The 24225-nt window shown below is 36.0% G+C and carries 23 protein-coding genes and 1 tRNA gene; 18 read left to right on the top strand and 6 right to left on the bottom strand.

Annotation, left to right across the window (positions count from 1 at the left end; all coding sequences use genetic code 11):
• Position 1: 1 nt before the first annotated feature.
• The 6 genes from HMPREF2988_RS13315 (at position 2) to HMPREF2988_RS07270 (ending at position 3545) form a co-directional block, all read left to right on the top strand.
• Complete coding sequence (locus HMPREF2988_RS13315; protein ID WP_083314616.1) at positions 2 to 130, top strand: XkdX family protein; 129 nt, start codon at positions 2 to 4, stop codon at positions 128 to 130.
• Between the two features lie 47 nt (positions 131 to 177).
• On the top strand, positions 178 to 597 hold the full coding sequence (locus HMPREF2988_RS07290) for a phage holin family protein (RefSeq protein WP_240186352.1): 420 nt from the start codon (positions 178 to 180) through the stop codon (positions 595 to 597).
• Positions 594 to 1613 (top strand): peptidoglycan recognition protein family protein, encoded by a 1020-nt coding sequence (locus HMPREF2988_RS07285; protein WP_070770315.1) that lies wholly within the window; start codon positions 594 to 596, stop codon positions 1611 to 1613. Before HMPREF2988_RS07290 ends, HMPREF2988_RS07285 begins: the two co-directional genes overlap by 4 nt.
• Before the next feature lie 127 nt (positions 1614 to 1740).
• Positions 1741 to 2433: a DUF3800 domain-containing protein gene (locus HMPREF2988_RS07280; protein WP_002325016.1), complete on the top strand. Its 693-nt coding sequence runs from the start codon at positions 1741 to 1743 to the stop codon at positions 2431 to 2433.
• 420 nt (positions 2434 to 2853) lie between these two features.
• Positions 2854 to 3051 carry a cold-shock protein gene (locus HMPREF2988_RS07275; protein WP_002293041.1) on the top strand — a complete coding sequence of 66 codons (198 nt, stop codon included), beginning with the start codon at positions 2854 to 2856 and terminating at the stop codon, positions 3049 to 3051.
• Positions 3052 to 3472: 421 nt separating this feature from the next.
• Positions 3473 to 3545, top strand: a tRNA-Ile gene (locus tag HMPREF2988_RS07270).
• A 370-nt stretch (positions 3546 to 3915) separates the two neighbouring features.
• Here HMPREF2988_RS07270 and HMPREF2988_RS07265 read toward each other — a convergent pair.
• Positions 3916 to 4173, bottom strand: a complete 258-nt coding sequence (locus HMPREF2988_RS07265) for a hypothetical protein (protein WP_002295273.1) — start codon at positions 4171 to 4173, stop codon at positions 3916 to 3918.
• 162 nt (positions 4174 to 4335) lie between these two features.
• Between HMPREF2988_RS07265 and bsh the strand changes: the two genes are divergently transcribed.
• Positions 4336 to 5310, top strand: a complete 975-nt coding sequence (bsh, locus tag HMPREF2988_RS07260; protein WP_002295271.1) for a choloylglycine hydrolase — start codon at positions 4336 to 4338, stop codon at positions 5308 to 5310.
• A gap of 538 nt (positions 5311 to 5848) precedes the next feature.
• On the opposite strand, the gene HMPREF2988_RS07255 is transcribed toward bsh, so the two are convergent.
• Entirely contained in the window at positions 5849 to 6148 is a 300-nt protein-coding gene (locus tag HMPREF2988_RS07255; RefSeq protein WP_002326897.1) for a DUF5960 family protein, read from the bottom strand.
• A gap of 5 nt (positions 6149 to 6153) precedes the next feature.
• A complete protein-coding gene (locus HMPREF2988_RS07250; RefSeq protein WP_002293960.1) occupies positions 6154 to 6384 on the bottom strand; it encodes a hypothetical protein in 231 nt (76 codons plus the stop codon).
• 503 nt (positions 6385 to 6887) lie between these two features.
• Between HMPREF2988_RS07250 and HMPREF2988_RS07245 the strand changes: the two genes are divergently transcribed.
• The gene (locus HMPREF2988_RS07245; RefSeq protein ID WP_002335881.1) at positions 6888 to 7181 is read left to right on the top strand and encodes a DUF2087 domain-containing protein; all 294 of its coding nucleotides are present in this window, start codon (positions 6888 to 6890) and stop codon (positions 7179 to 7181) included.
• Positions 7182 to 7268: 87 nt separating this feature from the next.
• Here the strand turns inward: HMPREF2988_RS07245 and HMPREF2988_RS07240 are convergent, their stop codons facing one another.
• Positions 7269 to 7925, bottom strand: coding sequence for a CPBP family intramembrane glutamic endopeptidase (locus tag HMPREF2988_RS07240; protein ID WP_070770314.1), 657 nt, complete (start codon positions 7923 to 7925; stop codon positions 7269 to 7271).
• A gap of 345 nt (positions 7926 to 8270) precedes the next feature.
• Between HMPREF2988_RS07240 and HMPREF2988_RS07235 the strand changes: the two genes are divergently transcribed.
• The 4 genes from HMPREF2988_RS07235 to HMPREF2988_RS07220 all read left to right on the top strand — a co-directional run bounded on the left by HMPREF2988_RS07235 (position 8271) and on the right by HMPREF2988_RS07220 (position 15150).
• The gene (locus HMPREF2988_RS07235) at positions 8271 to 10595 is read left to right on the top strand and encodes an MBG domain-containing protein (protein ID WP_070770313.1); all 2325 of its coding nucleotides are present in this window, start codon (positions 8271 to 8273) and stop codon (positions 10593 to 10595) included.
• Positions 10595 to 12097 (top strand): SpaH/EbpB family LPXTG-anchored major pilin, encoded by a 1503-nt coding sequence (locus tag HMPREF2988_RS07230; protein WP_083314615.1) that lies wholly within the window; start codon positions 10595 to 10597, stop codon positions 12095 to 12097. The genes HMPREF2988_RS07235 and HMPREF2988_RS07230 overlap by 1 nt, the downstream gene beginning before the upstream one ends.
• Entirely contained in the window at positions 12094 to 13524 is a 1431-nt protein-coding gene (locus tag HMPREF2988_RS13775) for a SpaH/EbpB family LPXTG-anchored major pilin (RefSeq protein WP_070770312.1), read from the top strand. Before HMPREF2988_RS07230 ends, HMPREF2988_RS13775 begins: the two co-directional genes overlap by 4 nt.
• Positions 13525 to 13977: 453 nt before the next feature.
• Positions 13978 to 15150 carry a class C sortase gene (locus HMPREF2988_RS07220; protein ID WP_070770311.1) on the top strand — a complete coding sequence of 391 codons (1173 nt, stop codon included), beginning with the start codon at positions 13978 to 13980 and terminating at the stop codon, positions 15148 to 15150.
• Positions 15151 to 15311: 161 nt separating this feature from the next.
• Here HMPREF2988_RS07220 and HMPREF2988_RS07210 read toward each other — a convergent pair whose 3' ends face one another.
• Positions 15312 to 16025: a hypothetical protein gene (locus HMPREF2988_RS07210; RefSeq protein ID WP_257243311.1), complete on the bottom strand. Its 714-nt coding sequence runs from the start codon at positions 16023 to 16025 to the stop codon at positions 15312 to 15314.
• Between the two features lie 369 nt (positions 16026 to 16394).
• Here HMPREF2988_RS07210 and HMPREF2988_RS07205 point away from each other — a divergent pair, with 369 nt between their 5' ends.
• From HMPREF2988_RS07205 to HMPREF2988_RS07185, 5 genes are all read left to right on the top strand, one after another.
• A complete protein-coding gene (locus HMPREF2988_RS07205; protein WP_070770309.1) occupies positions 16395 to 17852 on the top strand; it encodes an AcpB/EbpR/MafR family transcriptional regulator in 1458 nt (485 codons plus the stop codon).
• Between the two features lie 221 nt (positions 17853 to 18073).
• A complete protein-coding gene (locus tag HMPREF2988_RS07200; protein WP_070770308.1) occupies positions 18074 to 18754 on the top strand; it encodes a WxL domain-containing protein in 681 nt (226 codons plus the stop codon).
• Positions 18741 to 19775, top strand: a complete 1035-nt coding sequence (locus tag HMPREF2988_RS07195; protein WP_070770307.1) for a WxLIP family cell surface protein — start codon at positions 18741 to 18743, stop codon at positions 19773 to 19775. Before HMPREF2988_RS07200 ends, HMPREF2988_RS07195 begins: the two co-directional genes overlap by 14 nt.
• A gap of 17 nt (positions 19776 to 19792) precedes the next feature.
• Positions 19793 to 20107 (top strand): hypothetical protein, encoded by a 315-nt coding sequence (locus HMPREF2988_RS07190; protein ID WP_070770306.1) that lies wholly within the window; start codon positions 19793 to 19795, stop codon positions 20105 to 20107.
• 4 nt (positions 20108 to 20111) lie between these two features.
• Complete coding sequence (locus HMPREF2988_RS07185; RefSeq protein WP_070770305.1) at positions 20112 to 22199, top strand: hypothetical protein; 2088 nt, start codon at positions 20112 to 20114, stop codon at positions 22197 to 22199.
• Between the two features lie 213 nt (positions 22200 to 22412).
• On the opposite strand, the gene HMPREF2988_RS07180 is transcribed toward HMPREF2988_RS07185, so the two are convergent.
• Positions 22413 to 23606, bottom strand: coding sequence for an MFS transporter (locus tag HMPREF2988_RS07180; RefSeq protein ID WP_070770304.1), 1194 nt, complete (start codon positions 23604 to 23606; stop codon positions 22413 to 22415).
• 223 nt (positions 23607 to 23829) lie between these two features.
• On the opposite strand from HMPREF2988_RS07180, the gene HMPREF2988_RS07175 reads away from it, so the two are divergent.
• Positions 23830 to 24207 carry a MerR family transcriptional regulator gene (locus HMPREF2988_RS07175; RefSeq protein ID WP_002302962.1) on the top strand — a complete coding sequence of 126 codons (378 nt, stop codon included), beginning with the start codon at positions 23830 to 23832 and terminating at the stop codon, positions 24205 to 24207.
• Positions 24208 to 24225 lie beyond the last annotated feature (18 nt).

The following is a 24225-nucleotide window of genomic DNA, read 5'->3' as shown; positions in this document are numbered from 1 at the left end:
TATGTTTAGCTTTAGCGATGTGAAAATGATGTTTGACTGGGGATGTTTTACAGAAGAACAGGTTCGTGAATTTGTTCCATTATGCATCACAGATGAAGAAGCAGACGAGATTATCAATAGCGAAGAATAGAAGCGTACTCAAACGAGTGCGCTTTTTGTATAAAGGAGATATGGATAGTGGAAAAATATTTAAACACACTTTCAGTAATGACTGGGGTGATAGGCGGGACAATTGTTGGTTTACTGGGAGGGATGGACAATATACTACATGTTCTAATTTTTCTTGTGGGTGTGGACTTCTTGACTGGACTTGCGAAGGCATGGAAATTAAAAGAAGTAAGTAGCGAGGTCGGTTTCGAAGGATTATTGAAGAAAGTTTTAATCTTCGTGGTGATTGCCGTTGCGGTTGAAGCACAGAAAATTGTTGGAAACTCTATACCTCTAAGAGAAATAGTTATTATGTTCTATGTCGCAAATGAAGGGATCAGTTTTTTAGAAAACATTTCGGTATTCCTTCCGCTACCCGATAAGTTAAAAGAAGTATTTCAACAAATACGAAATGATACTGAAGACAAAGATCAAGGAGGAAACAAATGAAAAAGAAAATTACTATTACTGCGATGAGCCTATTAACGGCTCTTTTTTTATTGCCAATTAATGGGTTCGCCTATACGATTAACAATGAATTTAATTTGGGCCGAAACGAAGGTAGCTCACAAGTAGCAAATAATCAGTACATTTTACTGCATGAAACGGCTAATGAAACAGCAACAGGACGCAATGAAGCGCAGTATATGCAACGTTCATGGACTAGTGCTTACACTGCTTATATTGTGGGAGATGGTGGAATTGTTTACCAAGTTGGACAACCTGGTTATGTGCAGTATGGCGCTGGTTCGTATGCTAATGCCAACAGTCCTGTGCAGATTGAGTTACAACACACACATGATAAAGCAACGTTTGAGAAAAACTACAAGGCATACGTTGAATTGGCTAGAGATTCAGCAATGAAATATGGTATTCCATTAACGTTGGACACTCCTTATAACCAACCGGGAATCAAATCGCATTTATGGGTAACACAAAACATCTGGGGCGATCATACAGATCCTTATGGTTATCTTTCTGAAATGGGCGTAAGTAAAGAAAAATTAGCATATGATTTAGCTCATGGATTTACCGATGAAAATCCGACAACTTCAGATGATAAACCAGTCATTGATCCAACTAGAGCAGGTGCAGCAAATCCTACGCTGACAGATGGAACAAATTACGCCCACATTGATCAGTTTGGGGAAATCGAAAACGCAAACTTGCATGTGGCTGGATGGCACATTGCTAACTATAAATACGAGTATATTTTCATTATGGACTACAATACTGGGAAAGAATTAGCTCGAGTAAGAGCTGATGGAATTTATAGACCAGATGTAAACCAAGCTTATAATACTTCTGGAAATGTTGGTTATCATGTATCTTTCAATATGCGTAATTTTCCTAATAAGAAAGTCTATGTAATGATGCGGGCAACGAATGATCCAGAAGGGAACACTAAAGGCGGAGCACAAGATTTTCATGATAAACGCTGGTATTTAAATATTCCGCAACGATAAAAAATGGTCCCTCGTTGAGGGGCAGTACATATAATTAGGCTACATCTGCAATTTTAGTTATTGTTATAAAGACGGCTAAGATGTAAAATTAACATATATTTATAACAAATGATCGGAGAAGCGGCTGTTGGAAGAATTACATTTATTTTTTGATGATTCAGGCGTCTTGCATAGGAATGCACCTAATAGATTTTTTGTCTACGCTGGATACGCATTCATTGGCAAGGATAATAAAGAAATTGCAAAAAGAAAATATAAAAAAGTGGTTCAACGAATCCAAACCAAACGAGGTAACAGAGAAGAATTAAAAGCTTGTTATTTAGATAAAAGTGAAAAATACGAATTATACAGGGTTTTAAAAAACGAACATAGTATGGGATTAACAGTTGATATCAAAAGGGTACAGTCAAATATTTTAGATCATAAAAAATCAATACACAGATATAAAGATTATGTATTAAAAAGACTGGTCAAAGAAAAAATTAAATTGCTGATAAATAGAGGATTATTGAATCCAGAGGACGACTTAAAGCTATGTATCTGTGTGGATGAGCAAGCCACTGCAAGTAATGGCTATTATAATTTTGAGGAATCAGTATATGAAGAACTAAAAAATGGTGTTCATAATTTTAATTATGGTGTATTTTATGAACCTATTTGGAAAGGTAAGTTAGAAATAAATGTGTCTTATTGCGATTCTAAACATAATTATTTGATACAAGCTAGTGATATATTGGCAAACAGATTATGGACATCGTTCAAGATTGATAACAGAGAAATGAGAAATATACCGGAACATTCTTGTATGAGGTTGCCTTAAAAAATAAGCTAAATTTTTTTAAGCATAACTATTGCATTTAGCAGATAGTTACTTTATGATTAACTTACAGGCGAATTAATTTCGCACTGCCGACACAAGGAATACGATAATAATTATTAAGCGTAATGTAAGTACGCCGTCCCTTGTGGGCCACCTCCAAAAGGTGGTTTTTTTATTTAATTTTAATCAGTATTGTATTTGTATTTTCGTTCTGCAATTAACTCTTCTAAATGCTTAAATATAGTTCTTTATATTAAATCGTGTTAGCCTTGTGTTACCATTACATTCGTGTTATACTAAACAAGTAATCTAATTTGAAACGTAATCTGAGCGATATATTCACACTATAAAAACTCCTTTTACAAAGTAATATTAATTGCAACAAAACACGTATTATATACGTATCAGGAGGAAATATATATGAATAACGGTACAGTAAAATGGTTTAACTCAGACAAAGGTTTTGGATTTATCACTGGAGAAGATGGAAATGACGTATTTGCACATTTCTCAGCGATCCAGGGAGAAGGCTTCAAGTCTTTAGATGAAGGCCAAGCAGTTACTTATGATATTGAAGAAGGTCAACGTGGCCCTCAAGCAGTAAATATTGTAAAATAATGTTGAACTTTAAACACCTCATTTGAGGTGTTTTTTTATTTTAAGCTAGATACCGTAATTATTGCTAGCAATTTAGAGTAGTTCGTTACTAATTAAGGAGCAAATAAAATTATTATAATATAAAAAATTAAGCAAATAATAGACTAAAAAATAACTATGTGAGATAATAAACATAGAAAAAAGCTTCAGATACTCCCTCACCCTAGAGTCTTTCCCCAAAAAGATAAGTATCTGAAGCTTTTTTCTTTTTATGACTTGGAAATAATAGCATAAAATAATATATTTTACAAAGAATAAGTACAATCTAGTTTTTTGCTATTAAATGTGTAATAATTAATGTGCCATCACAACAAAGAATGAAAACCATTATTATCTAGTCTATGTCCATTCTTTTTGTTTGCAGTAGTTGTGATGGCTTCTCGTACCTTTAGCTCAATTGGTTAGAGCAGACGGCTCATAACCATCCGGTCGTAGGTTGAGTCCTACAGGGTACATATAGTAATTAAGTTAGTTCTGTGTTAAAATTATTTAGAAGAGTATTTATGTAAATAAAAGCTTTCTTCAGCCACCTTCGGGTGGTTATTTTTTTATACACAATCTTATGTCTATTTCCTTCATAAGTTATGATGACATCTGTTCAGAGCTACTCGAAAGAATAGTTTTTTAGTATTGATTTTTTATAGGATGAGATTATAATAATAGTCGTAATAGCTGATGAATCAATTTCCCAATCTTTTTACGCATTTAAACAGCGAAGCGTCTTCGGACGCTTCTTTTTTGTACTACAATCAATATTTATATTTGGATTACCTCCAGATAGTTTCTTTGTATAAAAAAACGACTCATAATGAGTCGTTTAATAGATCAGAGTAATAAGTCATTGATTTCTTTAAATTCTTTATCAAGTTCTTTTTCATCATATTTTTCATATTTATCAGCTTCATGAAGAACTTTTTTAATTTCATGAATAGCCTTTCGTTCAACTAACCATTTTTTTAGGTTATGTTTTTTTTCTGGATTTTCAGATAACGTATCAAGTTCGTCTAACTCTTTATCCAGTTTATTGACAACAGAAACAATTTTGTTTACAACTTTTTCTTCTTTGTTTTCTAAATTTGACATTTATCTTCACGTCCTTTTTATTTGATAATTTAAGTATAGAACTTTGATATAGTTTATACAAATAAAAACGCTTCTTTGTGTATTCTGTGCTTTTCTTTTGGAATGAGGAAAACTTTGGAGTAATATGAACGTGGACAGAAAAATATTTAGGAGGAATAAACTATGTGTACGTCTATTACTTATGTAACAAGTGATCATTATTTTGGAAGGAATTTTGATTATGAAATATCTTACAATGAAGTAGTCACTATTACTCCAAGAAATTATAAGTTGAATTTTCGAAAGGTAAATGATTTGGATACTCATTATGCAATGATTGGTATTGCCGCTGGTATAGCTGACTACCCTCTTTATTACGATGCGACAAATGAAAAAGGATTGAGTATGGCTGGACTAAATTTTTCTGGGTATGCTGATTATAAAGAAATACAAGAAGGGAAAGACAATGTATCTCCTTTTGAATTTATTCCTTGGATTTTAGGACAATGCTCAACAGTAGGAGAAGCTAAAAAATTGTTAAAAAATATCAATTTAGCAAATATAAATTATAGTGACGAACTTCCTTTATCCCCTTTACATTGGCTATTAGCTGATAAAGAAAAATCAATTGTCATTGAAAGTATGAAAGATGGACTTCATATATATGATAACCCTGTGGGCGTTCTTACCAATAATCCTTCATTTGACTATCAATTATTTAATTTAAACAATTATCGTGTCTTATCGAGTGAAACTCCTAAAAATAATTTTTCAAATCAAATAAGTTTGAATGCCTATAGCCGCGGTATGGGAGGGATAGGCTTGCCTGGAGATTTATCCTCAGTATCTCGTTTTGTTAAAGCGACTTTTACGAAGCTGAATTCTGTATCTGGAGATTCAGAGTCAGAAAGTATTAGTCAATTTTTCCATATCTTAGGTTCAGTAGAACAACAAAAAGGTTTGTGTGATGTTGGTGATGGAAAATATGAATATACAATTTATTCTTCTTGTTGCAATGTTGATAAAGGAATCTATTATTATCGAACATATGAAGACAGTCAAATTACTGCAATTGATATGAATAAAGAAGACTTAGATAGTCATAAGTTAATTAGTTATCCAATTATAGAAAAACAACAAATTAAATATATAAATTAGTTAGTGTGTTGTGATTGATTATTTAATATAGATATAATACAAAAAGGCAAAGATATTTTCAAAACATTTTTTCTTGATGTGATATCCTTGTCTTTTTTGTAATGTTTTTAACTTATTGCTTTTGCAAAATTTATTTACCTGTTTTCTGGATCAACGATAGTGTATATTATGCTATCCTTGTTTGGATTTTAGGACGTTTAAAGAGGCACTTTTTTACATAACTTAATCCATAGACCTTTTAAGCCTGCTGTGAGATAATAATAAAGAAGAGTTTAAAGCGCACCCCAAACCACTTCCCCATAAGTGTATTACGCTTTAAACTCTTTTATATTTGAATTCACTAAGAAGCATACCATATTTTTGAAAAAAAGTGAGAAAAAAGGCTTATAATTAGGATTTAGAGTAATTAATTAGATGTTTATTTTATAGGACTGATATTATAGATTACAAATAGTATCGTATTTCGCAATCTTAAAATTATCTTCTTACTATGAATAAGATAATAAAATTTGTATTTGTCCTTTTTAGGTAACTTATTTTAATCTATATACCTTTCTGGATCAACGAAAGTATACTTTATATAGTCATAACGCCGATGATCGCTTCGAGCGTCTGGCACGTCAGTCACGACATCAAACAAAAAATATACGTCTTTCTTCATTCTAGTTTTCGCAGCAGGGATTTTAAAGTAGTTCTTATTAGAATAGTAGAGATTGATTAATAAGCTATCTTCGATTGCTAAAAAGAAAACTTCTGAATTCCATACTTTATAAAAATCTTTGATAAATCTATTCGAAGGGTCAAATTTAAACCATAATTGCGTCTCATTAAAAAGCATAACCATTACTCCGATCTATTTTTAAACTTAGTTTCTACCTCTAAAATATATCGAGTTTTTATTTTGCCTTCAGAGAATACTGTTTCTTTTTTTGCAGTTACAGGTTGGTTATTTTCGGAAAAAGCTAATATAGCTAAGATTGAAACATCCATCTGGAATTTATCTTTTTTGCTGCTTTTCTCATAAAAGTCTGCATATTCGTCACTGATATTTTTTCTAATAAATTCTTCCATCATAAAAATCACCTCAAAACGATTATACGAACTTACGTTCTTATTGTAAAGCGATATTTGAGGGGCAAAAAGGGGGCAAAAATGCGTTTACCTTTGATATATCTCAGATTGAACATAGTGTTTATTTTATGTCGGTATTGTTGATTTATAGCTGTTTTGAGGGTGTTAGATACATAATAGAATATAGTGGTTTTGTTTACGTGCATTACACGGAAAAGCTGCTCGTATCAAAGAAATCCGTCGTTAATCATTGTTATCAGACAGAGAAAGAACCCTTGGTATTCAAGGGTTCTTTTTTGTTCTTATCATGGAATGCAATATTCTTGATTCAGTATTTTTTAATTACTCGACTGGGCGAATAACTTATTAGGATGAGTCTATCGACAAATATTAGTAAAAAAAAGAGCCATATGATAATATCTTTCTTGAGAGTAACCGCTTTAACAAAAAAATATAGAATATTCTAACATAAATGGAGTATTCTTAGAATCAAAAGGAGAAAGAAGATGATTTATACTTATACGGAGCAAGAGAAAATGAAAGTTTTGGAGACATTTATGAAGGATGGAAAAGTAAAACAAGTACCAAGCGCAACAAAAAAGAAATACATCCTGCTGAAAGAAGTCTTGAAACGATTCGAACATGGAGTAATCTATACAGAAACAGAAGTCAATTCGATATTGATGGACGTATTTTCTAGTGCTGATTATGTCGAACAAAGGCGTTACCTAATCACATTCGGTTTTTTCAAAAGAAGTTCGGATGGTCGAGCGTATCAGTTGATGGGAAATGAAAATTAGAAGTTTTGATGTATACTAATTGAAAAAAATTCAAGTATGCGGCGTAGAACCAATGTCGCATACTTGAATTTTTTTTGTCATCTGTATCTATAATACAAAACCAAGAACGTTATTCAAAATATGGATAGCCATGATAAAAGCTAATGAGCGATTCGCAGTTAAATAAGCAATCGTCAGTAAAATCGTTCCAGGAGCGTACATGAAAAAATCAATTGGATGCGTTACATGAATAAATGTAAATAGAAAAATAGAAATCAAAGAAGACAAAATTAAACCAATAGATTGAGAAAGCCAATTAATTAAAAGATGACGAAAAATAAGTTCTTCTAAAATCGGGCCAAGGAAAGCAAAAACAATCAAAGTCAAAAATAGCGGCGTTTGTTTTCCTAATTGCGATAAAGATTCCTGATTGGCTGATTGGTTAGTAGGACCTAAAATGTGTTGCATGAAGACATCTACTAAAAAGATCAAGCCTACCCAAAAAAATATACTAGCAATTCTCAGCCAAGTTTTTTCTTTGAAATAAGAAAAACTTTCTATGATCTCTTTACGAAACAAAATGATTCCAATAATAGAAGGAATACATAAGTTAACCGCGAACACAACAAACTCTGAATGTATTAAATCACTGTTCGTTACCATAGATAATAAGGCTAATGGAAGGATCCCTAATTGAAATCCTATGAATAAAAAATAAAGAATGAATAAAGATAATTCTCTTTTATTTGTACGAATAAATGTCAAAACGTACCTCCTAAAATTAGATTTTGGACAAATGTCCTTTAAAAAGATAACAAGATTTTGTTCTTGAAACAATATATATGCTTTTATTCTTCCCCCCCTAGCTTCCAAAATTAAGCAATACTTCAATTCATCAAGTTTTATCTTTTTTTTTTAATAATCGTAAAAAAAGAGTATTTTTTATTTAAAAATAAATCTTTTCTATTAAGCGTGAGGAATAGAATAATCTTAGAATAAAAAGAGAATAGAAATGATCCAAACTTTCCATGCATCAATAAAATAGTAAAAATTAGATTTTGAATAACGTGCACGTGCTTATTTGATAACGTTTTTTTATTGAGAGGAGGGATGAAAATGATCAAGAAAACTCAAAATAAAATCCAACGTATATGTCAAAAACATTTTGATTCTAGACTAAAAGCTGTATCTCGAAGAAAACACTTGCGTTCCATTGCAGTTTCGATAATCGTGATTCTTACTTTCTTAGGAAGTTTATCCAATAGGAATGTAACCGTTTATACAGAAACGTCAAGTTTTGCTAACCAAACGACAGAGGAGACAAATAGTCCACCCCATTCTGAAATACAGTCAACAGAAAGTACCAATCAGTCTAGCAACAACGAGACAACCTCAACCACATCCTCGACTCAGCTGATTGATCCGACAGAAAAAGAAATTGCAGCAGCAAAAGCAGCAGGGGAAAAAGCTTATTCAGAAACAGGTAGAAGTCAGACATTCAGTGCTGTTGCGGCCACTACGAATTTCAACGGACATACCATACCAGATGGATATACAGTGATATATGCCAAAGATGGAGTCATTGTTGCGGTTAACGGAACGATGAGTGCGGATAAAACCATGTTACAAGGTGTTACCAAAGCAATCGCTTTTATTGATAACCGTCCAGATATCCATAATCTGTTTATTGGCTCCACAGTAAATGGTACTACTACCACCTTCCCAAAAAGTATCTATATGGGGGTGGCTACCGCTGGAAATACGATCGATTCCGTTACACCCAATGCGGATAAAAGTTATTCTTTTACACCCTCAACATGGGGAGGGCTTCCTGCCGGAGGAGGTATGAGTACTTTTTCAATCGGTATACAGTTAGCAAACGATATTCCATTCACAGGGTACTCGATCAAAAATGGACAGATCGTTGATAACAAGGGGAATATTTCAGTTGTTCCAACCTATCAAGCAGCGGCGGTTCAGGTCAATGCAAACCAACCTGGAACATTCTCTTATACTGTTAATGGTGGGATAGCACAAACTGGAACATACGGGACTACACTATCTGGAATCCATGTGGGGGACAAAGTGGTTATTATTCCAACAGCAGTAACGGGCTATTCTTTTGCACAAACAAACGGTTCTTTCACAGCCCTAGAAAGTAACGTCGATACGGTGACCTATACAGGCAAACAAACACCAATCACTATTAAGTATCAAGACTATTTTGGACAGACGATTGCTCCTTCTAAAATAATGAATCTTACTTACGGAAGTGCTGCACAAGACCTGACGACTAATGTGCCTATTATCAGCGGATATACCTTTACAGCTGTTTCAGCAACAGAAACAAAGAACCAATCAGCAACGAGTGTTTCAGCTAGTTTAGATACAAATGGAAATGTAATCGTAAAGGACGCAAATGGAAAACAGATTTCTGAAGTCATCCTATATTATAAGACAAATGCAACAGTATCAATCAATGCAAATGGCAGTAAGTACTATGATGGTCTTTCTGTTGTACCGATCGTTAAATATACCTTTAATGATAAAACAGAATCAACATTCCTTTTAAACAATGATCTCAGTATTGAGCAAATCACATGGAATCCAACTGATTTCAAAGCGATGAATGAAAAGGGAGTTGAAGTAACTGCGCCTACTGAAATTGGAACCTATACGTCTTGGCAATTGACAGAAAGCGGATTAGCTAAACTAGCTGCCAGAACAAACTATCTATTTACTATCGTGCAGACATCTGATATCTATACGATCAAGCCAATCAGCGGTACGGTAGAGCTCGGTGGCAGTAAGACATATGATGGAAAAGCAGGAATCCCGTCGATCCATGTCAAGCTAGCAGAAGGTGTCACCAGTTCGGTTACTCCAGTGCAAGTGACACTTAGCAACACGGACTACACAGTAGATGCACAATCAGCAAAAAATATGGTTGATGTTGGCAGCTATGCAATCAAATTAACGAAAAGCGGAATAGATAAGGTCAAAGCAGCAAATCCCAAGATGTCATTTACTGATATAGCTAACACATCAGGAACCTATACCATCAATAAAGCTGATGCAGTGATTACTGTCGATGACGCTGCCTTTAATTATGATGCCCAAAGTCACTCGATACCGGTTGGAAATGTCCACGTTACTGGTGTTGTCTCAGGTGAAGCATTGGATTATACACTAACAGCTAACAGCCGGACAGATATCGGAACACAAATAGTAACGATTAGTTTAGGGGAAGGAACTGTAAACAATAATTATTCGATTACCGCAACAGATACCGCTGAGTTGACGATCAATCCGACTCTCTTGCTTCCTTCGACAGGCGGGATAGGTCTACTGCCCTTTGTCTTTTTAGGAATGATCTTTATTTTTTCTGGCTTCTTTTATTTTATCCATCGTAAGAGCAAAGCAGGTGAACAGTGATGAAAAAAACAAAAAACGTACGTGTGGATAGGTTTGCTGTTCTCTTTTTTATCCTACTGGGATTTTTTATTGGTTCTCCGACTGTGTCAGCCAGAGAATCATCTATTACATTTACTTTGCATAATCGAATGTTCGAAAGCGAACAGATGCCCAGTATCAGTCAAAACGACGGAATGGCTAGTCCAGATAACTTTCAGGAGGCAAAAGGGTTGAACGGTGTTACTTTTGCTATATATGATGTCTCGGATGAATTTTACAAGCTGCGATCAGAAGGAAGTAGTGTAGAAGATGCACAAAGAAAGCTAGCACAAAAAAGTGACAGTGGAAAAATACTGGCAGAAAGTGTAACAAAAACAGTAGACGGGGAAGAGGGCGTTGCTTCTTTTCGTGTATCGGACAAAGACGAGCAAGGTCGTGACGCTGTTTACCGATTTGCGGAAATAAAATCTTCAGATCAAGTAAAAGAAAAATCAGCACCATTTGTCGTCGTGCTTCCTGTGACAGATTCATCTAATCATAAATTGACGATCATCCACTTGTATCCCAAGAGCGAACAAAAAATACCTGCTGCACTCACATTAACAAAAAAAGTAGAGAACAAGCAGACAGATTTTGCAGATGGGGATAAAGTACCTTATCTCATCACTACCACAATTCCTGAGAACATCAACGAGATAGGAACCTATACGATCACAGATACAGCTGATCCTCAGTTGTGGCTAAAACCAGAAACGATCGATCTTTTGATTGGGGGAGAAAAGATTCATACATTTCATACACAAAAAACAAAACATGGTTTTGTATTATCAGATTCTGGAAAAGATCTCAGTTCGTTTGCTGGGAAAAAATTAACGATCCGTTACCAAATGTCATTGAAAGAAAACAGTGAAAAAACGACATTTGACAACGAGGTACGTTTGACGACTGACAATCAAACAGTAGAAACACATCTTGCCATCCAAACAGGTGGCAAACAATTTGTCAAAGTGGATGGGCAAACGAAACAAAGACTGGCAGATGCTCAATTTCTAGTCAAAAGAGATAACCAATATTTAGCGCAAGAAAATGGGATAAATCACTGGGTAGCCAAAGATGATCCGAGAGCATCGATTTTTACTTCCGGTAAAGATGGAACATTTTCTGTCCATGGTTTGTCTTTTGGAAGCTATGAACTAGTTGAGATCAAGCCGCCTAAAGGATATGTATGGAGTCCAGCACCAATTCTCTTTGAAGTTGAAGAAGGCAGTTATGATCCGCTTCATCCTATACCATTGGAAATCATCAACGAACCAGAAGCAAATCGGACAAATAACGGAAAAACGCCAGTTCAGATGCAGACGAATGGCCCATCAAATGAAAAAAGTGGAGGAAGCTTTCCAAAAACAAACGAAGAGATGCTTGGAAATTTTTCAATCTTAGGGTTGTTGCTAGTCCTTTCAACAGGGGCAGCTTGGTTTTATAAAAAAAAACAAAAAGGAAACAATAGGAGGGAAATAAAATGAAAAACATCAAAACAAAAATATGGGCACTTCTAGGAACTACTATTATGTTGCTTCCTTTCGTTCTCAGCCTAGGAACTGCAGATGTTTCTGCAGCCGTATCACCTACACCAGAAAATGTCACGGTTAATTTGCATAAATTGAAATTCACTTCAGCACCAGAAAATCAAATAAACAACGGAACGGAATTGACATTTCCGAATAGCGAACCATTGAATGGCGTAGAATTCAACGTATACGACATCACCGCTACGTACTATCCAAGTAAAGATACAGCAGTTCCAGCAGACGCTACACCTTTTGCAAGTGTAACGACTTCTGGTGAAGGATTAGCTAACTTGACTCTTCCAGGTAAATCTGATGGGAAAGATGCTGTATACGTCTTTGTAGAAACACCAAAACCTGGTGTCGAAACGTCGCCAAATATCGTGTTAAGCTTACCCTTTTACAACCCTGATTCATCAGACCCTGACAAACCTTTAGACACGATTCATCTATATGCTAAAAATGTCATCAAAGAAAGCAAGATCAAAATCCAAAAAGCTGGGAACTTTTCAGGGGTAGATAAGTTAGCAGGGGCGCAATTCCAGATCAAAAATTCAGACAATCAATTTGTGACTGGTTTTGATGAAAACACTGGTGTCGCTCTTTATGGCCCTGCCGAATCAGCATTAACATTCATAACTAATACTGAAGGATCCATCAGTGTCAATGGGTTACTAGACGGCAATTATACTTTAGTTGAAACAAAAGCACCAGATGGTTATCAATTGACCAATCCACAAAAAGAAACCTCATTTGTAGTAGAAAACGGAAAATTGCAACAAACAACCGGTATCATCCATGGCGCGGATGAAGCCAATCTTGGGAATCCAAACGGTGTAGTCAATCGGGAAAATACAACTACGGATAACACGATTACTGTAGAAAATGTCCAAAACTACGGTGATTTCCACTTCATCAAACAAGATGTGAACACGCAAGAAAAATTAGCCGGTGCAGAATTTTCTATTCTAAGAGCAAAAGATCCAACTGTTAAATTAATGAAAAAAATAGCAAACCTTGCCTCAGGAGAATACCCATATGCTTGGTCAGATGAAGTCACAGGTTCTGACTGGGAAGAAGTGAAACTGATTTCTGATTCAGAAGGGGAATTTTCAATCGAAGGGCTGAAACAAGGGGCATACTGCCTTCAAGAAACAAAAGCACCAGAAGGCTACGCATTACCTAAGAATGAAGCTGCGTACACTGAATTTACAGTAGATGATGATCCAACAACTTCTGATGAAACAACGATCGATAACCAACCTAAAGGAATCTTGCCTTCAACTGGGGGTATGGGGATCATCGTATTCATCTTGGTAGGTATTGCTTTAGTTGGAGGAGCAGTGATCTACTTCAAAAAACGCCATCAAGAAACAGAAGCTTAAACTATTGGAAACAAAAATCATACGATAAATAAACGACAGTGATTCAAATGGGGAGAAAGGTTGTGACAGAAGTGGTCGGTCTCTTGGTATTAAGTCAAATGTATGCAACAATGTGAGGAACCATTTTCACAAAATTTATCTTAATACTCGAAACTAAACTGCTTTTTCACAACCTCTTCTTTAAACGGTGTTCTCCTGCCAACTCCTCGGTCACAAGTCACAATATTCATCAAACATGAGAAGCTGTTTTTTGAAATTGTTCCTTGTGACTCAGAGCTGAACGGCAGGCTCACGACCTCTTTCTTAAACGGTGTTCAATCAGCTGACCTTTGGTATTAGCTGAGCAAACGGCAAAATATGAGGAACTATTTTTCCGTTTGCTTCTCTAATACTCAGGTCAAGGCGCTGATTTCACAACCTCTTCATATACATATTAGAAAATAGGTGGACATGATGAAAAAAAGCAGAATAAGAATACTGGACATCTTCATGGCAATCATTTTAGTCGTTGGGATCGGGATCTTTTCTTATCCTTTTGTAGAAGATTCACTGAATGATTTTCTTGCCCAGCAAATGATCATCCATTATCAAAAGCAGGCATCGAGTAAGAACTCAGAAGAAATAAAAAAACAGCAGGAAAAAATGACAAAGAAAAACCAACAGTTGGCAGAGCAAAACGTATCACCAGGGATAGGCAGTTTCAACCAAGCAGTTGATGCAAAAGCATTAAAAGATTTACCTAGTAATGCCTTTTTTATGGAACATATGCTTGGAGTCATCGAAATCCCAAAAATCAATGTCAGCTTACCCATATTCAATCAGACAACGGAAATATTTTTGCAAAAAGGAACGTCATTATTGGAAGGAAGTTCTTATCCGATTGGCGGGAAAAGCACCCATGCCGTTCTTTCTGGGCATCGTGGACTCCCAGAAGCAAAATTATTTACAGATTTGCCTAAGTTGAAAAAAGGAGACCAGTTCTTCATCCAGATCAATGGAAAGACATTGGCGTATCAAGTAGAAAAAATCCAAGTGGTCTTACCTGATCAAGTAGATTCTTTGGGTATCCAAAAAGGTAGGGATCTCGTGACTTTGCTTACCTGCACTCCTTATATGGTCAATACACATCGACTGCTTGTGACGGGGCATCGTATTCCTTATCAAGCAAAAGAGGCAAAAAAAGCGATCCAAGGAATTGATCAATGGAAAAAATGGAAATTTTTTATTTGGTTTATCGGTATACTACTTGGATCAATCGGCTTAGTTTGGCTACTCATCGCTTATTTAGATTCTTTGGCCATCGCTAAGCGAAACTATCCTTTATCTTTTTATGTAAAGAACACAAACGGACGACCAATCGAAGGAATGGTCTTTTCTGTAAAAACGCTCAACGGCAAACACTATATTACTAGAGAAAAAGTTCCATTTGTGAAAGCTTCTGATGAATACGGACTTGTGAGATTTTCTGATTTAAAAGGCGGGAACTATCGCTTGCAACACGAGGAGCTCCTACTTAAAATCCATGTAAAACATAAACATTCGAAACAATTTTCAATGAAATTGAAAAAAGGAAGATACAAACTGCGAAAAGAAAAAGAGGTGTACTATTTGATTGAGAAAGAATGAATGAAGATGTCCAAAAAAGCAGAGGGAACAGACTAAATGAAAAAAGAGAGAAGCTGACGAAATGGAAGTATAAACTGCTATTTTTGGTTTACTATCTGGAACGCCAGCTTCTATTTTTTTATGTTTCAGAAGAATTTTATTATTATAGTATAACTTTTGAATTAGTTTCCATAACATTTGGAGCAAGGGGTTAAACCACGAGCTTGAGCTTCGCTTAAAGTGGCAGGGGTATACGTACCATTTCCACATTTATGTGTATGGTATTTTGAACCGGTCGGTGTGACATAGACAGTTTGTTCATTATTTTGCTCAGGAGCTGCGGCTTGTGCCTGCTGAGAGGCCTGTTCAGCTGCTGCCTGCTGTCGCGCCTGTTCAGCTTGCTGCTGTGCGATTGCTTCTTGCCTCGCCTGTTCGGCTTGCTGCTGTGCAATTGCTTCTTGTTGCGCTTGTTCTGCTTGTTGTCGTGCAATTTCTTCTTGTTTTTTCCGTTCTTCTTCTGCTTCTTTTGCTTTGATTGTGGAATCAATTGCAGCAAGACGGCTTGTCAACTCTTGTTTGTTTTCAGGTAGCGCTTGGATAGCTGCTGAAGCCGTTGCATAGTTTTCTTTTGTAGGATTTGCTTCAGCTTGTGACAAAGCAGATTCCGCTTCTGTCACTTTTTTTTCTAGTGCAGCTTTTTCCGCTTTTTGTTTTTCTTCTTCTTTTTTCTTTTCAATTTGTTCTTGTTCTTTCGATGTATCTGCCGTACTTTCGGAGATCGTGGTACTGCTGCTGGAAGCCTGAGCTGAACTTGTGCTTTGAGTAGTAGACGTAGTAGCACCACACCCACTTAACAAACTTCCTGCGACCAAAAACAACGCAACTAATTTTTTCACTAAATTTCCTCCTTAAGTAAAAAACAACCGTTTTCAATAAATGTCCTTTTCAATTGTTTACTTACTTGTTATAATAATTGTGTTATGAATAGTGATTGAGGAAACTTAATCTAATCCCGTGTTGATACACGGGATTTTTTGCTATAGTTCTGTTATTAAGTATGTAATAATAAAATATGTACGTTATTTTATTATTAGATTATTGACATTTATATAATAAACGATTAAATGATTCATATCAAGAGAATGGTTAGGAAAAAAAGAGAAATAATAACAGATTTATGCACCATTAACTGTTTTGCAGTGGGATATTTGTATCCGTTTTTTTCTTGTATGTAGTATAGTAAAGTAGATACAGGAGGAGAAGATATGCAGACTTTTTTAACAAAAGTTTCTCAAAAGAAAATTAAAATGATTCATTTACTGCTTGAAACAGAACGTTGGTGTTCAATAGAAGAGCTACAAAACGAATTGAAGGTATCAAGTAAGTCTATCTTGAATTATCTAACAGATTTAGAAGAATTGTTCCAACAATATCCTGATAAGGTCATTTTGAAGAATGAGAATAATCGGCGCTTTTCTATGGAAAAGCAGGAGAACTTCCCAATCTACACTATTTATCTTCATTTCTACAGAAAATCATATAATTATCATTTGATTGAATTCATGTATCAACATCCTGAGAAAAATTTGGAAGATTATGCAGACGCTCAATATACGAGTGTATCCACAGTTTTTCGTTACGCGAAGTTATTAGTAAAGTACTTTGAGAGGTATCGGATCACATTCCATCCGTTTAAACTAGAACTTGAAGCAAAAGAACAGTATATTCGAAGTTTCTATTATTACTTTTATTGGCATTCTACTCGAACTGGCGGCTGGCCATTCAAGTTTCCAAAAGAAAAAATCGAGAACTATCTCTTGAAGTTTGAGAGAATCTATCATATCCAGCTAGATCCTCTTCAAAAACGAGTATTTTCTTATTGGCTGACTGTTATTTTAGAAAGAAGCTCATTTGCTTCGATAATAGTCGATAAAACAGATCAACAAGTCATCAAGAAAGATCCATTCTTTTTGTTGATCGGACAATGGCTCGAAGCAATCGAGAGCCCTTTATCGGAAGATGAACAGTATTTTTTGTATCAAGTGATTTATTCATTCGGCGTCATTGACGGAAATCCAACATACGAGAATAGTTATGCAAAGACACATGAAATTAGTGACAGCTTGTGTTACAGAACCTTAGTAGCTTTAGAAAACGCTGTAAAGAAAGAATTTGATTTTCGATTGGATACAGATGATCAAGAATTAGTATTCAATTTTGTTGCTTTCCATGAAAGAAGCCGTTTCTTTTTTGGGAATACAGATCTTTTTTTCAATCGCTCTTATGCAAAAGAAATCAAAGCAGAAAATCCAAGGATATATAAAAGAATCAAGCAACTCCAAAAAACGGTGAGAAAATATGCTGAAAAAGAGGTACTGCAAGTAATAGATAATTGGGAGCAGCTTTTCTTGAATTATTATTACATTCTTGACTATTACGATTTACTCTTAAGCGCAATGGATCCGATAAAAATTCTCATACAGGATGATCTGCATCACACGCATCGTCTTTGGCTGATGAACAAGATCCATCGATTATTTGGTCATTCATACTTACTAGCTTTTTATGACTATCAAACTGCAATCACAGAAGTAGATTTGGTTATCTCAAATTATTATTTAGATACACAAGATATTCCATTGCTTTTAATGAAAAATCTTCCGACCGAACGAAATTGGCGGCAGTTGGAAGAATTACTTTATCGAATCGCTCAAGAAAAATAGCTAGACTTAAACTTCGGTGGCAGATTTTCTCTTTAGAAAGTTCAAATTTTTGAATTTCTGAGAGAATCTGCCTCTTTTTTGCGTATAAATACTGAATTAATCATATTACTTTTATTTTTTTTCCTTTTTTTAGAAATTTCTTAAACTAGAAAAGACGTTCTCTCCGTGCCAAAATTAGCCTTGGTTAAATTAAACCAATTATTATTTAGGAGGAATTATAGATGAAAAAACAAGTGATTGCGTGTACGGCTCTAGGTTTGTTGGCGCTCAGTATCTCAGGGGGCTATGTTTTTGCAGAAGAGGACGATCATACACTTTCTGCAACAACGAACCAAGCAGATGTGACGTTAAAGGCTGGATCTGGAAATGATGTCACGCCTATCGTGCCAAATGATACGCATGATGATGACCCAAGCACTGGAGATACAGGAGCATTATCTATTCCATTTGCATCGAATATTACTTTTGGACAACAAGAAATAAAACAGGGAGATGCAGATTATTTTGCCTTGAATCAACGTCCACATGTCCAAGTCAATGATACTCGTGGAGGAGCAAAAGGTTGGACATTAGGCGTTTCGATCTCACCATTTATTGGAGAAAACGGACATGAGCTAACTGGCGCACAATTATCATTAGCTAATGGAAAAGTAGTGACAAAAGACAATCAATCCACACCGCCAACATTAGCAGATACGCCAAAACAAACTTTTGTTTTGAATAATGACTACCAAAACGTGATGCTTGCGAAAGAAGGAGAAGGGGCAGGCGCCTTTGCAGCAGTATTTGAAGGAACAGATGGCAGCAATGAAAACGTCAAGCTTCATGTACCCCGTGCGGGAGTGGAAGCACAAAGCTATACAGCAGAACTAACTTGGGTGTTGACAGATGCTCCAGCATAAAACAAGAAGATGGGGATATGTCTTTCCCATCTTTTTTAGTAGCTTGTTTCTGTTGATCTTACTGTATTTCTCTGCTAGTTCATTTGCTGATCAAAACAAAGTCAGTTTTGATGCAGAAGCGATTTTACCTGAAAACCAGATTTCAGAAGCTAGTTATTTTGACTTGAAAGTACAAGCTGGTATACAGCAAAAATTGACAATTCAATTAACGAATACAAGTAATCGTCAAGTAAATGTCAAAGTAGAAGCGAATAACGCTGTGACCAACTCTAATGGTGCAGTGGATTATTCCAAGCACGGGGAAAAGTTACTAGGAAGTCCGACTTTCGAAGAGATTGCTTCGAAGCCACAAACCATTACGTTAAAACCACAAGAAATAAGACAAGCAACCTTCCAGTTAGATATACCTAAGCAAGGATTTGACGGTACGATACTAGGTGGATTCTATTGTTATGAGGAAACAAAAGAAAAAGAAGAAAAAAATGATGGATTCAGTTTGGCAAACAAGTTCGCCTATACGATCGGTGCTCAATTAAGGTGTTCAGATAAAACGATCGATCCTGAATTTGCATTGTCTAAAGTAAAATCAGGTTTGCAAAACGGCTATCTTACGTTATTTGCTACTCTGGAGAATAAGCAGCCGGTCCTAATGAGTCAAATGCAAATGGAAGCAGAGATAACGAAAAAAGGAAAAGATGGTGTCTTGCATCAATTGTCGAAAAAAATCTCTATGGCTCCAAGAAGCAAATTTGAGTTACCAATCAGTTGGGAAAACAAACCATTGAAAAAAGGTTTCTATGAATTAACGATCCATTTGAAAGACGCTTTAGGGAAAAAATGGACACTGGTAAAAGCATTTGAAATCAAAGGAGATGACGAAAAACTGAATAAAGAAGCAGTACATGTAGAAAAAGAAGATGAACCAACGAATACCATGATGTATTTCTTCCTTGCTTTTTGCCTAATCGTCATCATCTGTCTGGTCTGGTATATTTCTAAATTGAAACGAGAGAAAAGCTAGTTTAGGAGGAGATAGACATGAAATGGGCAATTAGGTTAGGATTCTTCGTACTCATGTTCGGAATAGCATTACCAGTTTCTGCAACTGAAAAGACAACGAGTGAAGCTGGTATCTCTTTTTATCAAGAAAATAACCAAGGTAAGCATGTTCCGATGGAAAAAGTAACGATTACAGAAAATAGTACAGAAAAGCCGATGGCCATGGAAGAGACGTTATTTCCGAAAACAAATGAGAATACTTGCTGGCTGCTCATCATATTAGGCGTTTGTCTAATCATGATTGCAGAAATGTTATACCACATGAAAAAAAAGAATAAGCAAAGCAGGAGGTAAGAAAATGGCTAAGTCTAAAAAAATAGTACTGTCGGTTTTTACGCTTATTGTCCTGCTATGGCTATCGCCAAAAGTAGCAGCAGCTCCTAGACCTCTCACGGATTTAGGTTATTTCCGATGGGCCAATCAAATCACGACTCCTGCGGACAATACATTCATCATGCATTATGGTGAGCATACTTCTGTGGAGCCAATTGAGGGAAAAGTGACGGGAAAGATTGTCACAGTTGACTGGAGTACAAGTAAAAGTAGCGCCTTGATCAAAAATGTCGGTTTCTATAAGGGGCAAGAAGTGAATCTGAAAGTAACGCTTGAAAGAAATAAAAGTAACTTAGATGGCGGATCGGTTTTTTTTACTGAAGGGAACTTTTTAAGTATCGATATTTCTGGTGAAATGATCATAACCTATGACTTTTTAGATACGAGTGGGAATCCTTTAACGATTGAGACCTCTTTCAACTATTATGGATTGAATGTCAATAAGTATGTAGGGTATCGCAATCCTAGCCGAGTAATCAAATATTTATGTACAAATAATCCGACGAATATCGTTTATGACGTGTATGGAGATGGGGACCGTCAGTGGGGAGACTATTGGGGCTATTATAAAAACATCACACCAAACGTACCTTGGAGAGATCCTAGACAAAGCTTTGAGGTAATCACAAATCCAGTCTCCCAACTTCACGTTGTGGTGCACAACAATGACAGCACACCATCCTCAGTTATATATCGAACAGATTTCTTGGCTAAGCCAGAGTTTCCTTCTGCTTATGCTACAGATTCTTTTTTTGAAAAAGCAGACCAAGATGTTTGCTTAAAGGCAAAGCAAACGATTCCTAATATTAGCCAATGGAAAAAAGCCAATCAACTCCAAGTTCGATTCGGTTTAGAGCAAATAGCTAAAACCCAGCAATACAAAGCAAAAAAAGTAAAAGTGACGAATTTTAGTGGAGAAGATATAACGGAATTATTCAGCAGTAAGGTCGAAGGGCAGGAAATGGTGATCACTGCGAAAAATCCTGAAGATCATCGATTGTATGATACCGTTTTGCAATATGAAGTCGAGTTGGAATGGACAGGCAAAGAAAATGTAGTTGAAACTTCGGCCATCATAAATGATCGGTTACCGCTGCCTTTTAAAGTCAAAACGATTTTAAATGGACAGGAGACTGCAGAAAATACAGGTACTAGTCTCGTCAATTATTTAGGAGAAGTCCACATTCAATTTTTAGATGAACAAGATAGGTCTTTGAGTCAAGAAGTGGTTAAGACCGGTATCCTTACGACAGATTATGATTTATCGAAGGATTATCCTGAGATAAGCGGGTTCTTTCCGAAAAAAAATGAAGAAACTGATCATGGGAGATTCCATCCAGAAACACAAACGATCATCCATCGCTACCGCAAAGGCGAACCCTTGAGATTTGAATTGTTGAATAAAGAAAATCCTTTGATGGTATCCAGATTTAGTAAAAGTTGTACCATCAAATTCACATTTTCTCATGAAGGAGATTCAACTATCTATTTGATGGCTAAATGTAATGAGGAAGAAACAAGACTACAGACCTACTCACATGTACCAGAAAAAGTAGAAGACGAAATAAAGATAGCTTTTCCAGAAAATTGGATTGGAAAAGAAGTTTCATTCTATGTAATGACTGACGACAAAGAACAGTCGCCGCCAGATAGAAGGAAACTAGCAGTCGAAAAAGGCCCGCAATTGCTTTTACCTAAAAGCATCGATTTTGGGGAACAAGAAATACCTGCCAATGACACATTTGTTGCGGCAGTAAACCAGAGAGAAATTCAGGTTGAAGATTCTAGCCATTTAGAACAAAGCAAATGGACAATCAAAGTCCGAGAAGAAAAACCGCTGATCAATGATAAGTCTAAGCAGTTATGTCCCTTGTTTTTCACTATCCAAGGAAAAACAATCGAATTAACTGGAAGTGATCAACAGATTTGGCAAGGAACGGGGAAAGCAAGTTTTGGGCAAATAGGAAATATCCAACTGAAACTAAGACCTTCAGATGAAGTTGGGGATTATGAAGGAACTTTAGTTTGGACAATGGAAGATGTGCCGATATAAAGTAAGAGGTTGTGAAAATCAGCGCTTTGAACGAATACTGAAGAGCAAACTGATTGAACACCGTGAAACAGAGGTCGTGAAAAAGCTGCCCTGCATCAAGTAATAAGACCAGCCAAACGGAAACAGTGTCTCATGTTTTTGATTTGGCTAGTCTTATTACCGCAGATGCAAGCTTTTGCCACACCTTTTTCTTGTCATTTATAAAAGCAAATGTCAATGCTGCAAGCTTTCCTTTAATGCTGTAACACCAGTAAGAGTTGTCAAGACCAGCAGACTGACTAGGTAAATACCGCTCAAAAACAAGATTACGGCAGTTAAACTATAATGATCCATCAAGAAACCGATGACGATAGAAGAAAAACCACCAACAGCTCGTCCAAGGTTCATAATGAAATTATTCGCCGTCGCGCGGATTTCTGTTGGATACAAACTACTAATCACTGCGCCATATCCACCATACATGCCATTGATAAAGTAGCCGACTATCACAGCGGCTGCTACCAAACTCCACTGGCTATGGGCTAACACAAGTAGATAGACAGATAAGGATGAACAAATCAAAAACAAAGAAAAGGCTAGTTTAGGCCCCAATTTATCCATGATCATGCCAAAAGTCATCATCCCCAAAGACATGCCTAAAATAGTACTGACCATCCACAATGAAGACCCAGAAACCGAAAGCCCTAATCGATTTTGCATAATTGAAGGCAGCCAATTCATTAACCCAAAATAGCCGGCAATTTGGACAGTTACCATGATACTAAGGCCACATGTTTGCCAAGCAAGATGTTTTGATTCAAACAGTCTGCTAAGTTTGGTTTTCTTTTCGGCGGATTGTACAGATTTGAATTCCTTTGGTTCAGTCAAGCCGCGACGAATGAACAAGACCATCAACACCGGCAGTACACCTACGACATACAACATCTTCCAACCAAACGTTGGAATGATCACAGCAGCTAAAATCGCAGCCAAAGCCGCACCGACCTGCGCACCAATACCAGCAACCGAAGAAGCTCGTCCAATTTGTTTTTTTGAAAAACTTTCGGAAATCAAGGACATACACGCCCCATATTCTCCTCCCGCTCCTACACCTGCGATAAAGCGAAAGAGATAAACCAAGTAGATGTTTGAAGCAAAATACATCAATAAAGAAGCAATCGAAAACAGAAGGACCGTTTGAGAAAATACTTTCACACGTCCATATTTATCAGCTATGATGCCAAAAAAAATACCTCCAATGAGCATCCCCAAATTAGTGATCGTTGAAATGAAACCCGCTTGCGTACCACTAATGTGAAAAGAAGCAATCATTGAAGATAATGAAAAAGCTAAAAACATAATATCCATATTCTCTAAAGCAATTCCCGCCGATGTCGATAATAATACCTTTCGCTGATACGTTGTCATTTTTATACCCCTTTTCCTAAAATTTCCCTAAATTGTTAAAAGTATATCCAAAAAAGAATAAAAAAACAAGACTTTTTTATTTGAAATAATACACAAACAACCGATATAGATAATCCAGCCTAGTTTTAATAGAAATGAGTATTGACTTGGAGTACACTTAAAGTTGTAGAATAAATAAAATACATAAGTAAAGTGGCAAGAAATTAAGAGAAAGAGTGATCAGATGAATATCAAACAAGTCAGTGAAGAAAAGGGCATTTCGGCCGATACATTGCGCTATTATGAACGAATCGGGTTGATTCCACCAGTTAATCGGACAAAAGGCGGAATCCGTGATTATACAGAAGAAGACCTAAAATGGGTCGACTTTACGATCTGTATGCGAAATGCCGGATTATCGATCGAGTCTTTGATTGAATATATTCGCCTATCTAGCGAAGGAGAAGCAACTGTATTTGAGCGGCGTAAGCTTTTGATTGAAGAAAGTGAACTTTTAACGAAAAAAATAGCTGAAATGCAAGAATGTTTGGAACGTTTACAAGGAAAAATCAAGAAATATGATCGTGTGTTATCTAGAAATAAAATGGAATGTATCAAGTAAAAAAATCAAGGAGCATCG

Origin of the sequence: Enterococcus sp. HMSC061C05 (assembly GCF_001814765.1) — a bacterium.
Taxonomy (GTDB): Bacteria; Bacillota; Bacilli; order Lactobacillales; family Enterococcaceae; genus Enterococcus_B; species Enterococcus_B lactis.
Note: the sequence above shows the minus strand (reverse complement) of the source record. Positions and strands in the feature narration are given on the sequence as shown.